Annotated in this window: 11 protein-coding genes and 1 riboswitch; of the genes, 8 read left to right on the plus strand and 3 right to left on the minus strand. The window is 63.2% G+C overall.

The window, feature by feature from the left end:
* Positions 1-288: 288 nt before the first annotated feature.
* Positions 289-1,896 carry a rhodanese homology domain-containing protein gene (locus PQR02_RS02415; RefSeq protein WP_408224886.1) on the minus strand — a complete coding sequence of 536 codons (1,608 nt, stop codon included), beginning with the start codon at positions 1,894-1,896 and terminating at the stop codon, positions 289-291.
* A 177-nt stretch (positions 1,897-2,073) separates the two neighbouring features.
* Positions 2,074-3,150, minus strand: coding sequence for an LLM class flavin-dependent oxidoreductase (locus tag PQR02_RS02420; RefSeq protein WP_408224889.1), 1,077 nt, complete (start codon positions 3,148-3,150; stop codon positions 2,074-2,076).
* A gap of 289 nt (positions 3,151-3,439) precedes the next feature.
* Here PQR02_RS02420 and PQR02_RS02425 point away from each other — a divergent pair, with 289 nt between their 5' ends.
* The gene (locus PQR02_RS02425) at positions 3,440-3,796 is read left to right on the plus strand and encodes a cupin domain-containing protein (RefSeq protein WP_408224892.1); all 357 of its coding nucleotides are present in this window, start codon (positions 3,440-3,442) and stop codon (positions 3,794-3,796) included.
* A 511-nt stretch (positions 3,797-4,307) separates the two neighbouring features.
* Here the strand turns inward: PQR02_RS02425 and PQR02_RS02430 are convergent.
* Complete coding sequence (locus tag PQR02_RS02430) at positions 4,308-5,159, minus strand: alpha/beta fold hydrolase (protein ID WP_408224895.1); 852 nt, start codon at positions 5,157-5,159, stop codon at positions 4,308-4,310.
* 124 nt (positions 5,160-5,283) lie between these two features.
* On the opposite strand from PQR02_RS02430, the gene PQR02_RS02435 reads away from it, so the two are divergent.
* From PQR02_RS02435 to uca, 7 genes are all read left to right on the plus strand, one after another.
* A complete protein-coding gene (locus PQR02_RS02435) occupies positions 5,284-6,105 on the plus strand; it encodes a LysR substrate-binding domain-containing protein (protein WP_408225216.1) in 822 nt (273 codons plus the stop codon).
* Positions 6,106-6,334: 229 nt separating this feature from the next.
* A riboswitch (guanidine-I (ykkC/yxkD leader) is annotated at positions 6,335-6,434 on the plus strand.
* 58 nt (positions 6,435-6,492) lie between these two features.
* The gene (locus PQR02_RS02440; RefSeq protein ID WP_408224898.1) at positions 6,493-7,563 is read left to right on the plus strand and encodes a putative urea ABC transporter substrate-binding protein; all 1,071 of its coding nucleotides are present in this window, start codon (positions 6,493-6,495) and stop codon (positions 7,561-7,563) included.
* 36 nt (positions 7,564-7,599) lie between these two features.
* Positions 7,600-8,412 (plus strand): ABC transporter permease, encoded by an 813-nt coding sequence (locus PQR02_RS02445; RefSeq protein WP_408224901.1) that lies wholly within the window; start codon positions 7,600-7,602, stop codon positions 8,410-8,412.
* Positions 8,409-9,200: an ABC transporter ATP-binding protein gene (locus PQR02_RS02450; protein ID WP_408224904.1), complete on the plus strand. Its 792-nt coding sequence runs from the start codon at positions 8,409-8,411 to the stop codon at positions 9,198-9,200. Before PQR02_RS02445 ends, PQR02_RS02450 begins: the two co-directional genes overlap by 4 nt.
* 16 nt (positions 9,201-9,216) lie before the next feature.
* Positions 9,217-9,921 carry an urea amidolyase associated protein UAAP1 gene (locus tag PQR02_RS02455; RefSeq protein WP_408224907.1) on the plus strand — a complete coding sequence of 235 codons (705 nt, stop codon included), beginning with the start codon at positions 9,217-9,219 and terminating at the stop codon, positions 9,919-9,921.
* A 15-nt stretch (positions 9,922-9,936) separates the two neighbouring features.
* Entirely contained in the window at positions 9,937-10,578 is a 642-nt protein-coding gene (locus tag PQR02_RS02460; protein WP_408224910.1) for an urea amidolyase associated protein UAAP2, read from the plus strand.
* A 175-nt stretch (positions 10,579-10,753) separates the two neighbouring features.
* Positions 10,754-14,353 carry an urea carboxylase gene (gene uca / locus PQR02_RS02465; protein ID WP_408224913.1) on the plus strand — a complete coding sequence of 1,200 codons (3,600 nt, stop codon included), beginning with the start codon at positions 10,754-10,756 and terminating at the stop codon, positions 14,351-14,353.
* Positions 14,354-14,368 lie beyond the last annotated feature (15 nt).

Genomic DNA, 14,368 nt, shown 5'->3' on the forward strand with positions numbered 1-14,368 from the left:
GTCGCCGCCGTTCTCAGCTCCGGCTTGCGCCTCTGGTCTGTGGCCTGCATGATTGGCCCACGGCATGGCTCCGTATCTGTTGCCTTGCCGGTGTGCTCGTCAGTGTGCTTCTTCGGTCTCCGGTTCGTCTTGCCGGCGCTGGGTCTTTATAGTTAGATCCTGTTTCACGCGCCAGATGGTTTTCGCTGCGCCCACGTGCGCAGCGAAGCTCGCGCTGCCTGACACCGCTCGCGGGTGCGGCACGCAGCCGGTCCACGCTGTTTGACACGTGGACCGACACCGCCCGGATCAGATCACGAAGAAGCCATGCATCCCGTCGCGTTCGAGCTGCGCGACCAGCCCGTATTCCCATTCCAGATAGGCATTCATCGCTTCATACGCGTTGTCGGTGCCTTCATAGGGCCGGCGATAGCGATCGATACGCGGCGATGCCAGAGATGCTTCGCCCGTTTCGATTGGCAATCCTGCGCGAATCCATGCGGACGTGCCGCCTTCGAGTACCTGCACGGACTTGCCGGTCAGCGCCGCGACCTCGGGGGCGGCGAACGGTGCAAGCGCATTGGTCGCGCACGTGACGACATAGCGCTTTGCATCGGGCAATACGCGCAGATCGCCGAAGTCGTTCGTCAGACGCGAGCGGAGCACCCAGCGCGCGCCGGGAATATGGCCTTTGACATGATTCGCGCTGGACGTGAAATCGAGCACTACCGTTTGGCTCGCCTTGTCCGCCAGTAGTGCCGCGAGCTGCTGCGGCGAGATCGACGGCGTCGCGGAGGGCTGCGGCATCGGCGCCTGCCATGCGCCGCTCTGGGTCAAGTGGTCCGGCGACGCGCCTTCGATCACATAGACGTCGATGTTCATCTGCGCAAGCCACGACGCCGTCATGTTGGCACGCACGCCATCGTCGTCGAACAGCACGACACGCGCGCCGCGCACTGGCGCAAACATCTCCGTTTCCTGCACGAGCTGGCCGCCAGGCGCACCCTGGAATCCGGGTGCGTGAGCCTGTTCGTACTCGGCGGGCGTGCGGACGTCGAAGCGGTACGTGGTGCGTGATGCGTCGGCAGCCCAGCGCGCGGCTTCTTCGAGCGACGTGCGCCCCACACCCGCGCGCTCGGCGAGCGCATGCGCCGCCGTGCGCGCGGCGGCGTGGTTCGCGGGATCGCGCCCAGTGCCAATATCGAACGTGCGGTTGCTGCCGTGCTGCAAGGTCTGCCCGGCGAGCGTCCAGCCGATCGTGCCGTTGCGCAACGCGGCGACGGGATTCGGCAAGCCCGCGTTGACGAGCGATTGCGCGCCGATGATGCTGCGCGTGCGTCCCGCGCAATTGACGATGACGCGAGTCTTCGCGTCCGGCGCGAGGGCCCGCGCGCGCAAGACCAGTTCCGCGCCGGGCACGCTGATGCTGCCAGGAATGTTCATCGTCTGATATTCGTCGAAACGGCGCGCATCGAGCACGACGACATCCTCGCCGTTCTGCAACAGCGCATCGACTGCCTGCGCCGATAACGACGGCGTGTGCCGCTGCGCCTCGACGAATTCGCCGAACGCCTTGCTCGGCACGTTGACGTCGCGGAACACTTCGCCGCCCGCCGCGGTCCAGCCCTTCAGGCCGTCTTTGAGCAAGCTCACGTCGGTATAGCCGAGCGCGGTGAGCCGCTCGGCCGCGCGCCCGGCAAATCCTTCGTCCGCATCGAGCAGCACGATGGGAATGCCCGGGCGCGGCAGACGTGTGTACGCTTCCAGCTCGATCTTCGACAGCGGGAAGTTTGCGGCGAACAGCGGATGACTCTGCGCGTGCGGATCTTCCTCGCGCACGTCGAGCAACGCGATCTCGCGTCCGGTGAGCAGCGCTTCCCGCACATCCTGGTAGGTTCGTTCGCGATATGACTTCATGAAAGACGGCGTTCCTTGCTGAGGTCCCAGAGATCGGAGACGGTGTCGTTCGAATAGCCTGAAATAAACGGTTCTCGCGGGGCCGGTCTCGTCGAACCAGAACTTGCGGATCGGCGGGTCGCGAACCGGCAATGTGGAAGATTCGCCCAGTAGGGTGCTCATGATCTCGCGTTGCGGTCAGGCCGCATGGCGCGCGCGCGACGTCAGTTCGCGCGTTGCGGGAATCAGTTCTCCGCCATAGTCGATCGCATCTTCGAGCGGATCGAAGCCGCGGATCAGGAACGTCGTCACCCCAAGCTCGTGATACTCGGACAGCGTTTGCGCGACCTGTGCGGGCGTGCCGACCAGCGCGGTCGAATTCGACCGGCCGCCGATTTCTCTCGCGACCGCGGTCCACAAGCGCTCGTCGGCGCGGACCCCGTCACCCGCTGCCGCGAGCAGACGCCGCGCACCTTCGCTCTGTTGCGGGCCGCCGAGCGAAAAGCCTTGCCGGACGCGCAGCCGGCGCGTCTCTTCGAGGATGTGTTCCGCCCGTTCCCACGCCGCCTTTTCGGTGGGCGCGAGAATCGGGCGGAACGACACCGAGAAACGCACGGTCCGCCCGTGCTTCGCGGCCTCGGCGCGCACTCGCGTGATCTGTTCGAGTACCTGCTGCTTCGATTCGCCCCATAGCGCGTAGACGTCGGCATGTTTGCCGGCGACTTCGAGCGCGGGAGCCGACGCTCCGCCGAAATAGATCGGTACGTGCGGTGACTGCTTCGGTTTCATCTCGGAGAACGCCTGAGCGAAGCGATAAAAACGGCCTTCGTGGTCGAACGGCTTGTCCTCCGTCCACACGCGCCGAAGGATGTGAAGGTATTCTTCGGTGCGGGCATAGCGCTCGTCGTGGCCCAGATAATCGCCATCGCGGCGTTGGTCCTCATCGCTACCGCCCGAGATGAAGTGCACCGCGAGACGGCCACCCGAGAAATGGTCGAGCGTCGCGATTTGCCGCGCTGCAAGCGTCGGCGCCACGAAGCCGGGGCAATGCGCAAGCATGAAGTGCACGCGTGACGTGACGCTGGCCGCGTAGGAAATCGTCATTGCGGCGTCGGGGGTCGTCGAGCTATGCGGGACCAGAATGCGGTCGAATCCCGCGTTTTCGTGCGCCTGAGCGAAAGCGCGCACGTAATCGACGTCGATGGCGGGACCGCTGGGCGCATGCGTTTCAGACGACTTTCGCTGCTGGATCATGCCAATGAATTCGACGCTCATGCTCGCTCCTGTTGATCTCTCAACCCCGCCAGGCGGGAGGGCCGCGGAGCAGGCGAGCGCATGGGCCACGCCTGCGGGACCCATGCAGGCTAACACCGGGTTATGCGTCGGTTAAATAGTAAATTCAGATAAACATATCGAACACGCATGATAGCCACGCGACGCGCCTTTCCCTGAGGTGTTTCCTTTGGCTTCCGGCCAACGTTTAGTATTCTCGAAGTCCTGATGGACTGACGCGCGCTGCCTTTCATTAGCCCAAACCGTCATTTACAACTTCAGCGGAGACGACATGATCCAACCGGTAGATGTTCGTGCAGTCGCCGGCTGCACGCGTGAAGGCTATTCAAATCAGGTGCTGACCAGCGTGAATGACCATGACGTCCACTTGAGCGTTATGAACGGGCCGTATTTCTGGCATCTGCATCCGAACTCGGACGAAACATTTTTTGTCGTTGAAGGCGTGCTTACCGTCGACTTCGAGGATGGATCAGTCAACCTCCGGGCGGGCCAGTTGCTGACCGTGCCCGCAGGCATTCGCCATCGCACGCGGCCGGACGGCGCACGTTCTGTCAACCTCACGGTTGAAAAGTCTGATGCGACTACCGTGCAGTGCGAAGCACCGCCGCATTGGATGAGGTCACCCTAAGACAGAGCAAACCGTCGGGCAACCCGGTCGTGATCGACCGTGACAGCAATCGCAAAGCATGAGATTGGGCAGCCGTGCGCGACTCCCGATGATCGGGGCAGGCTGTATCATGAGCATCGGCTCGCGACGTGAGCGCCGCTTTGGCCTTGCGATCCGCGTAGTTTTAGAAGCCGGCGACTATGACCGTCGCAACTGTTGGCAGCCTACGAATGGACCTTTGGATTCAACCTTGCGCGTTGTGCGCCGACCTCTACGGGCAGCCGTCAACGGCGAGCCCGCACCGCCATCTCACGCTCAATGGCGTTGGGGCGGTGAAGGATGCGCGGGCAGAGGAGCACTACACGTGTATTCGCTGCCGCGGTGCGTTTGCGCGAATTCTTGCCGGACCGCCGGCGCGGCAAATCTGGATATTACTTAACGCCGGGCAGCATTAGCGCGGGTTATCGCAGACCCGCGCCCTGCCGCTCGCGCGTCCTGCGTGACTCCGGCTTGCGCGCCAGGCGAGCAATGTTCAGAAGCGAGCGAACGCGCTCACCAGCCTGTTAAAGGCACCCGCATTCGAGACATTCATCCCGTGCGACGCGCCGGCGACCGTCTGCCGCTCCGCATAGTCGATCCATTCGGCGAGCTTCTCGACGTTGTTGCGAAACATGCGTGGACTTTTCTGGCCGTCGATCAGCAAGGTCCTGCACTTCACGTCGCGCGCCGCTTCACGGGAATAGGCGGGCAGCGGATCGCGCAGCTGTTTGGGCAGCGTGCCCGCGTTGTCGATCGCCATGGTGCGAAACGCAAGCGGGCTCCTGCGCCATGATCCGGGCGCGCTCACCGAGTCGACGAACAGTTCCAGTCCCGCGTCGATCTGCTGATTTTCGATAAGTTCGGCGACGCGCGCACGCAACACATTGGTCGATGCAGGCAGCGACGCATCCGGCCTCCCCTCGATCTGCAGCGGACCGCCCGGGTCCGCGAGCGTCAATGATTTCACGAGCCGCGGATGCTCGCGTGCGACATGAAACGCGATGCAGCCGCCACGCGAATGCCCGACCAGATGGACGGGCGCAAGGCCGATCGCCTCGATGAACTCGGCCAGCTCGGCCACGTGTGTCTGCCAGCCGAACTCGCCCTGGATGCACGCCTCGCTCGCCGGCCAGTAGTGGCTCAGGCTCACCGTGATGCAGCGGAAATGCTGCGACAGCGCCGCGGTCTGCGCATCCCAGTAGCGGTAGTCGCACAGCGACCCATGTACGAATAGCAGCGGTTCGCCTTCCCCGCACTCCACATACGGCACGCAGATGCCGGATGCGATCGTCGCAAACGACAGTTCTGGTACGGCAAGCACTGAGAAATCGGTACGGGCGTTCATTGACTGGCTCCTTTTGTGGCCACTATGCCCGATGTCGATTTCCTGGAAAATCGCGTAATATTGATCGAATCTATCTATTTTTCTGATACCAGCATTGAAAGCTCTCGACCTGGACGTCATGACGATGATCGTCGCGGTGGCCGACACCGGCAACATCAGCCGGGCGGCTGAAGTGGTGCATCGCTCGCAATCGGCGGTCAGCATGCAGATCAAGACGCTCGAAACCGCGTTGGGCAAGCCGCTTTTCGTCCGCAAACCGAGGAATGTCGTCCCGACCCAGGACGGCGAGGTCCTGCTGACTTACGCTCGCCGCATGCTGGCGTTGCGTGACGAGGCGTGGGCCGCGGTGGTTCGGCCAGACGTGACCGGACGCGTGAGCATCGGCGTGCCCGACGATTACGCTTCCTCGCTGCTGCCGCCGATTCTCAAGAAATTCTCCGCGACCTATCCGAAGGTGGAAATTCAGGTCGTGGGTTTGCCGAGCGTTGCACTTGCGCCGATGGTGAAAGACGGTTCGGTCGATCTGGTATGCGCAACGCGAGTCAAGGGTTTGTCGGGCGAGTTCATCCGCTTCGAGCCGATGGAGTGGGCAGCGGCGCCGAGCGCCGATGAAATCTGGCGCGAGAGACCGCTGCCGATCGCGGTGTTCCTGCCGGGCAGCGTCGCGCGGGAAAATGCCATTCGCAGCCTCGAGCGCGCGAAGATCCCTTACCGGACTTCGTATGAAAGCCCCAGTCTGCTCGGTCTGCTTTCTATGGCCGAGGCTGGGCTCGCGGTTGTGTCGCTGGCTCGCTGTGCCGTGCCGCCGCACTTCGTGCTGCTCGGGCAAGCCCACGGTTTGCCAAAGATCGATGCCCTTGAAATGGTGCTCGCCCGTAGCACCGGATCCAGGCGGCCGCCTTGCGAATTTCTCGCGGAGAAAATTCTCGCGGAATTGAGGCGGTAGTTGTCGATGCTCGCGCGGCCGCAATGAGCGAACTGATGGGCTGAGTTCAACGCCCGCGGCAAATGCACGAATCAGGTGCCGGATCGGCGTGCGCAGGTGCGCACCTTCACCTGAACAGGGCGGAACGCCACTGAAATGGCCCGGAATGTGCTGATTCGCGCATGGCACGCTTCTCGCTCAAGAGGGCGGGCAAGGAGCCGGCGCATCATCCGGTTCAGTACACAATCTGGAAATGGACGGCTAGGGTTCCGGCCTGCTTCACGCAGGCGCTGGTCCGAGAGCCGTCGACCTCAGGCGAGGTTACACGGCGGGACAAAAGCCCGGGAGAGAACGCGATGTTCGCGCTGCTCCCTGCCGTCGCTAACCGTCCCTTCCGAGGTCAACCTCATGCGCAAGCTCGTTCGTTTTCTCGGCATCGCCGCTGTCTCTCTCGCCACCTTCGCCTCCACTTCCGCATTTGCCGCAGGCCGCACGGACTTCAAGGTTTGCTGGACCATCTACGCCGGCTGGATGCCGTGGGGTCAGGCAAAGACCCAGGGCATCGTATCGAAGTGGGCCAAAAAATATGGCATCAACGTCGATGTCGTGCAACTGAACGACTACGTCGAGTCCATCAATCAGTACACCGCCGGCAAATTCGACGGCTGCGCGATGACCAATATGGATGCGCTCACCATTCCGGCCTCGGGCGGCGTGGATTCGACGGCGCTGATCGTCAGCGACTATTCCAACGGCAACGATGGCGTGCTCATCAAGGGCAAGGGCAAGCAGATTGCCGACCTGAAGGGCAAGCAGATCAATCTGGTCCAGTTCTCGGTGTCGCACTACCTGCTGGCGCGCGCCCTGGAGAGTGCGCATATGAGCGAGCGCGACCTCAAGGTGGTGAACACGTCCGATGCCGACATCTCCGGTGCGTTCGCGACGCCCGCCGTCCAGAACACGGTGACGTGGAACCCGATGCTCGCTGACCTGAAGGCGCAACCGAACGTCACTGAAGTCTTCGACTCCAGCCAGATCCCCGGCGAAATCATGGACATGATGGTGGTCAACACCAGAACGCTGCACGACAACCCCGCACTCGGCAAGGCGCTGACCGGCGCATGGTTCGAGATGGTCGCGCTGATGCACGCCAACAACGCCGACAGCAACACCGCACTCAGTGCGATGGCCAAAGCGTCGGGGACCGATCTCGCGGGCTTCAAGGGACAACTGTCGACCACCGCGCTGTTCTATACGCCGAAAGCCGCGCTCGACTTCGTCACCAGCCCTGACATGCCGAAGATCATGACGCGCGTTGCCCGGTTCTCGTTCGATCATGGTCTGCTCGGACAGGATGCCAAAAACGCGGATGTGGTCGGCATGGCGTTCGACAAGGGCGTCGTGATCGGCAACAAGAGCAACGTCAAGCTGCGTTTCGATCCCACCTACGTCGAAATGGCGGCGGCCGGCAAGCTCTGAGCCAGACATCCCACGCATTCGACAAGGCGGGCATCCATGCGACTCATCAATCGACATCCCAGCCGAAGCGGCGGCTTGATGCTGCTGTTGCTGCCGTTCATCGTGCTGATGGCGGTGTATTTCACCGGGTCGTCGATGCGGCTGAAGGCCAATCCCGATGACAAGCTGCTGCCGGGCGCGACGCAGATGAGCGAGGCGATCAAGGAAGTCGCGTTCACGGAGGACAAGCGCACGGGCGAGTATCTGCTGTGGGCCGACTCGGTGTCGAGCTTGCGGCGGCTCGGCATCGGTCTCGTCGTGAGCGCCGTGATCGCGCTGGTGGCGGCCATCGCGACGGGATCGTTTCCGTTGGTGAGCGCCACCTTTTCACCGTTCATCACGGTGATCTCGATGATCCCGCCGCTCGCGGTGCTGCCGATTCTGTTCATCGTGTTCGGGCTCGACGAATTGTCGAAGGTGGTGCTGATCGTGGTCGGCATTACCCCGATGATCATCCGTGACCTCCATTCGCGGGCCCGCGAAATCCCGACCGAGTTGTGGGTCAAGGCGCAGACGCTCGGCGCAACGAGTTGGACGCTGATTCTGCGTCTCGTGCTGCCGCAACTGCTGCCGCGTCTGCTGGTGGCGATGCGTCTGTCGCTCGGCGCGGCGTGGCTCTTTCTGATCGCCGCGGAAGCGATTGCTGCGACGGACGGTCTCGGCTACCGCATCTTTCTGGTGCGCCGCTATCTCGCGATGGACGTGATCCTGCCTTACGTCGCGTGGATCACGCTGCTCGCGTGGCTCATCGACGAACTGCTGCGCCGCCTGACGCAATGGTTGTTCCCCTGGTATGGAGGCGCACGATGATCGAAGTCCGCAACGTCTGGAAGGAATACGGCGATCAGGTCGTGCTCGAACGATTGAACCTGCGCATCGAGGAGGGCGAGTTCTGTTCGATGGTCGGCGCATCGGGCTGCGGCAAGTCCACCTTCCTGCGGTTATTGCTCGGCCAGGAGCGCGCGACGCGCGGCGAGATTCTGCTGGATGGCGAACCGTTGCCCGGCGAACCCGATGAGCATCGCGGCGTGGTGTTTCAGCGCTATTCGGTGTTCGACCATCTCACCGTGATCCGCAACGTGATGCTGGGACTCGAATTGCCGCGAGCGAAGTTCACGGGCCGGCTGTTCGGTGCGCGACGGCGCGCGGCGCGTGACGAGGCTGCCGCGATGCTGGAACACGTGGGCCTCGGCGCGGCGTTGGACAAATATCCGCAGCAGCTGTCGGGCGGCATGCAACAGCGCCTGGCAATTGCCCAGGCGCTGATGATGAAGCCGCGCGTGCTGCTGCTCGATGAGCCGTTCGGCGCGCTCGATCCCGGCATCCGCAAGGACATGCACGAATTGCTGCTGAGCCTGTGGCGCGAATCGAAGCTGACGATCTTCATGGTCACACACGACCTGAAGGAAGGCTTCACGCTGGGCAGCCGCATGCTGGTGTTCGACAAGGTTCGTGTCGATCCTCAAGCGCCCGGCGCCTACGGCGCACGCATCACCTACAACATTCCGCTCGACCACAGCCGCGGCTGCGCGACGTCGCTCCACATGGCCCAGGCCGTGGTGGAAGGCGCATCCCGTGTCGAAGCGGTCTCGGTCTGACAGGAGTCTTAACAACATGGATCTGCTACTAGAAGAAACCGTCCCCGGCGGAGGACATGCATCGCTGATCGTCAAGCGCGGCCAGTCGTTGCGCATTACCGACCTGCGCGGCGGCGCGAACGTCAGCGTCATGCTGGTCAATGCAAACGAGAAGAGCGAACGGCTCAACCTGCCCGACACGCTGAAGTGCCAGCACACGGCGAAACTCACGGCCGGCCATTGCCTGTACTCCGACATGGGCCGCGTGCTTGCGGCGATCGTGGCGGACACCTGTGGATGGCACGACAGCATCGGCGGCGTATCGAATGCGGAAGAAGTCCACGAACGCTACGGCGTGGGCCGATATCAGGAACTGCGCAACGCGTTCTATCGCAATGGCACCGACAATCTGCTAGTCGAGATGGGCAAGTGGGGGCTCGGCATCCGGGATCTGCTGATGACGCTCAATCTCTTTAGCCGTGTCGATGTCACGGATGCAGGCGCGCTGAATTTCGTGCCCGGCAATTCGAAGGCCGGCGACTACGTCGACCTGTATGCGCCGATGAACACGCTCGTCGTGCTCACCGCGATCCAGCATCCGCTCGATCCGCATCCGGAATACGCGCCCAAGCCGGTCAAGCTTGCGTTGAGTCAGGCGGCGCGCGACGTCGCCGAGCTTTGCCGGACCGCATGTGAAGAAAACGTGCGCGGATTCATCAATACCGATCGCTTCTTTCTTTGAGCGGAGCCCGACACCATGACAACGACGCTTACAGCCAGCGACAAACGCCCCGAACAGGCGGTGTTTCGCGAAACACTCGCGGCCGGTGAACCGTGGCTTCACGAACTGAAGGCGGGGCAGACGCTGCGTATTCTCGATCTGGAAGGCAATCAGGCCGTCGATACGCTGTTCTACAGTCTCGCCGATCCGCGCGAGCGCTTCGATCCGCAACGCACGCTGCGCCGGCAGAAAAGCCTGTACCTCACGACAGGCACCGTGCTGTATTCGAACCTCGGCAGGCCGATGCTGAGCATCGTCGCCGATACCTGCGGGCGTCACGATACGCTCGGCGGCGCGTGCGCGCAGGAGAGCAACACGGTGCGCTACGCGCTGGAAAAGCGCTACATGCACAGCTGCCGCGACAACTACCTGCGCGCCTGTGCGCACGACGGACGTTTGTCGAAGCAGGATATCGGCGCGAACATCAACTTCTTCATGAACGTGCCGGTAACGTCCGAAGGAGGCTTGACCTTCGAAGACGGCATCTCGGCGCCGGGCAAGTACGTCGAATTGCGCGCGGAAATGGATGTGATCGTGCTGATCTCCAACTGTCCGCAATTGAACAATCCGTGCAATGCGTATAACCCGACGCCTGCGGAGCTGCTGATATGGAACTGAAGCGTATCCGCAACTGGCTTTACTTCGTCATGCTGGTTCGCTCGGGACGATGCTGCACCCGCACGCGCGAACAACTGACCCGCGCAGATCGCTGACACGGACCTCTGCCGCGGACGACCGTGGCATGCATTCCCACGTGGCGGGACGGCCCGCCCATGAATCAAGACCCCCTCTCATGTTCGAGAAAATCCTGATCGCCAATCGCGGCGCGATTGCGTGCCGCATCCTCAGAACGCTGCGCGAACTCGAAGCCACCGGTGTCGCCATCTACGCGGAAGCGGATCGCGCGAGTCTTCATGTGAGCGAGGCGCCCATCGCGCACGGTCTCGGCGATGGTCCAGCGTCGGCCACCTACCTCGATACGGAAAAGATTCTCGCGATCGCTCGCCGCGAGAACGTCCAGGCGATCCATCCGGGTTATGGGTTCCTGTCGGAGAACGCCAGCTTTGGCGAAGCGTGCGAAGCGGCAGGCATCGCGTTCATCGGACCGACGCCCGCGCAGTTGCGCGCGTTTGGCCTGAAGCACACGGCGCGGGCCATCGCGGCGGAAGAGGGCGTGCCGATGCTCGAAGGCACCGGCTTGCTCGACGATCTGCCCGCGGCGCTCGGCGCGGCGGCGATGATCGGCTATCCGGTGATGCTGAAAAGCACGGCGGGCGGCGGCGGCATCGGCATGCGGGTGTGCTGGAGCGCCGAGGAACTGAGCGCACATTTCGAAGTGGTCAAGCGACTTGGCCAGAACAACTTCAGCGATGCCGGCGTGTTCCTCGAAAAGTACATCGAGCGTGCCCGACATCTCGAAGTGCAAACCTTCGGCGACGGTCGTGGCGACGCGATCGCGTTGGGCGTGCGCGATTGCTCGGTGCAGCGGCGCAACCAGAAGGTGCTCGAGGAAACCCCCGCGCCCCGCTTGCCGGACGGCATGTCGGCCGCATTGTGCGACGCCGCCGTGAGGCTCGCGAAGGCGGTGAATTACCGCTCGGCCGGCACTGTCGAGTTCGTCTACGACAGCGCCGCGCAACGGTTCTACTTCCTCGAAGTGAATACGCGTCTGCAGGTCGAGCACGGCGTGACCGAGCAGGTCTGGGGTGTGGATCTCGTGCGTTGGATGATCGAACTGGCCGCGGGCACGCTCGCACCGTTGCGAGACCTCGCGGCGGGGTTAAAGCCGCAGGGACACGCGCTTCAGGCGCGGCTCTATGCCGAAGACCCTGGTCGCGATTTCAAGCCGAGCCCCGGCTTGCTGACCGATATCGCGTTTCCGCGTGCCGATGGCCGCGCGTTGCGCATCGATACGTGGGTGGAGGCGGGCTGCGAAGTGCCGCCTTACTTCGACCCGATGCTGGCGAAGGTGATCGCATGGTCGCCGACGCGCGACGCGGCACGCCTTGCGCTCAACGACGCATTGCAGAAGACGCGCATCTACGGCGTGGAGACGAACCGCGACTATCTGCGGCAGATTCTCGACGATCAGCCGTTTGCGTCGGGCGAACCGTGGACGCGCTGTCTCGAAGGACTCAGGTATCGGGCGAGCACGATCGAGGTGGTCAGCGGCGGCACGCAGACGACCGTGCAGGATCATCCGGGCCGTCTCGGCTATTGGGCCGTTGGGATTCCGCCTTCGGGTCCGATGGATGACCGCGCGCTGCGCCTCGGCAACCAGCTGCTCGGCAATGCCGCAGACGCTGCCGCGCTCGAAGTCACCATGAGCGGGCCGACCTTGCGCTTCAACACGGATGCGGTCGTTGCCGTGACGGGTGCGCATCTGTCCGTGCTGCTCGACGATATCGAACAGCCGTTGAACACGACGCTGTTTGTCGCCGCCGGTTCGACGCTCGCGCTCGGCACGATCCGTGGCGCGGGCGCGCGTGCTTACCTCTGCGTGCGCGGCGGCCTGGATGTCGCGGTCTATCTCGGCAGCCGCAGCACCTTCACGCTCGGCCAGTTCGGCGGACATGGCGGGCGCGCGCTGCGTGCGGGCGATGTGCTGCATCTTCACCCGCTGCAGGACGAACGCGCGGGCGCGATGCTTGCCAACGCCCCCGGATTGGAAACCGTGCGTACGCTGCGTGTGATTTACGGTCCGCACGGCGCGCCGGAGTACTTCAGCCCGCGTTATATCGGGCAGTTTTTCGACACCGAATGGGAGATCCATTTCAACTCGAGCCGCACCGGCGTGCGTCTGATCGGCCCGAAGCCGGAGTGGGCGCGCGAGGACGGCGGCGAGGCCGGGCTGCATCCGTCGAACATTCACGATAATCCGTATGCGATCGGCGCCGTCGATTTTACCGGCGACATGCCAGTGATTCTCGGACCCGATGGCCCGAGCCTTGGCGGCTTCGTTTGTCCCGTGACGATCATCGAGGCCGATCTTTGGCAAATCGGCCAGTTGAAAGCCGGTGACAAGGTGCGCTTCGTGCCGGTGCGGATCGATGAAGCGCGCGAGGCCGCACGTCAACGTCTGCGTGAATTGCAGACGCTCGAATTCGACGCGAAACCCGTATTCACGAAGGCGGCAGTGCTGACATCGCCCATCGTGCTCGATACCGGTACGGATCGCGAACGGCTCGTCGCGCGTGTTTCCGGCGACACGCATCTGCTGCTCGAAATCGGCCCGGCGGAACTGGATCTCGTATTGCGCTTTCGCGGCCATGCGCTGATGCAGTCACTCGAAGCGATGGCGCTGCCCGGCGTGATCGATCTGACACCCGGCATCCGCTCATTGCAGATTCACTATCAGCCTGAAACCCTGCCTCTGTCGCAGTTGCTCGCGATCGTCGAACGCGCATGGCAGCACGTCCTGTTGCAGAAAGATTTGCGCGCGCCGTCGCGGATCGTCCATCTGCCGCTGTCGTGGGACGATCCCGCGTGCCGGCTGGCGATCGATAAATACACGACCACGGTGCGCAAGGACGCGCCCTGGTGTCCGAGCAATCTCGAGTTTATCCGCCGCATCAACGACCTCGACTCCATTGATGCCGTTAAACAGATCGTCTTCGACGCCAGCTATCTCGTGATGGGGCTCGGCGACGTGTATCTCGGCGCGCCGGTCGCGACGCCGCTCGATCCGCGCCACCGGCTGGTGACGACCAAATACAACCCGGCGCGCACGTGGACGGCGGAGAACTCGGTCGGCATCGGCGGCGCGTATCTGTGCGTGTATGGGATGGAGGGGCCAGGCGGTTATCAGTTCGTCGGCCGCACGCTGCAGATGTGGAACCGCTACCGCGAAGTCGCGGATTTTGCGGGGCGGCCTTACCTGCTGCGCTTCTTCGACCAGATCCGCTTCTACGAAGTGCCTGCCGACGAACTGCTGCGCATTCGCGCAGATTTTCCGCTGGGACGATATCCGCTGAAGATCGAGGAAACCGAATTGTCGCTGGCGGACTATCAAACGTTTCTCACGCGCGAATCCGCTGGCATCGAGCAGTTCCGCGCGCGGCAGCAAGCCGCGTTTCAGGCCGAACGCGAGCGCTGGCGCGAAGCGGGAACGGCGCAGGAGAGTTTCGATGCACCAGTTGCCGAGGGCGCGGAACTGGCGCCGCTGAAAGATGGGGAAATAGCGGTGGACAGCGAAATTGCGGGCAGCCTCTGGCAGGTGCGCGTGAGCTCCGGCGATACCGTCGAGGCAGGCGACGTGCTGCTCGTCATCGAGTCGATGAAGATGGAAATCTCCGTGTGCGCTCCGTGTGCGGGGACCGTCGGCGAGATTCACGTGGCGCCGGGCTCAGCGGTACGCGCGGGGCAACGTGTTGCCGTCATCGAACGTCTTTGATTTTCGGGGAAAACA

It is taken from the genome of Paraburkholderia sediminicola (assembly GCF_046026895.1).
In the GTDB taxonomy this organism is placed as follows: Bacteria; Pseudomonadota; Gammaproteobacteria; order Burkholderiales; family Burkholderiaceae; genus Paraburkholderia; species Paraburkholderia sediminicola_C.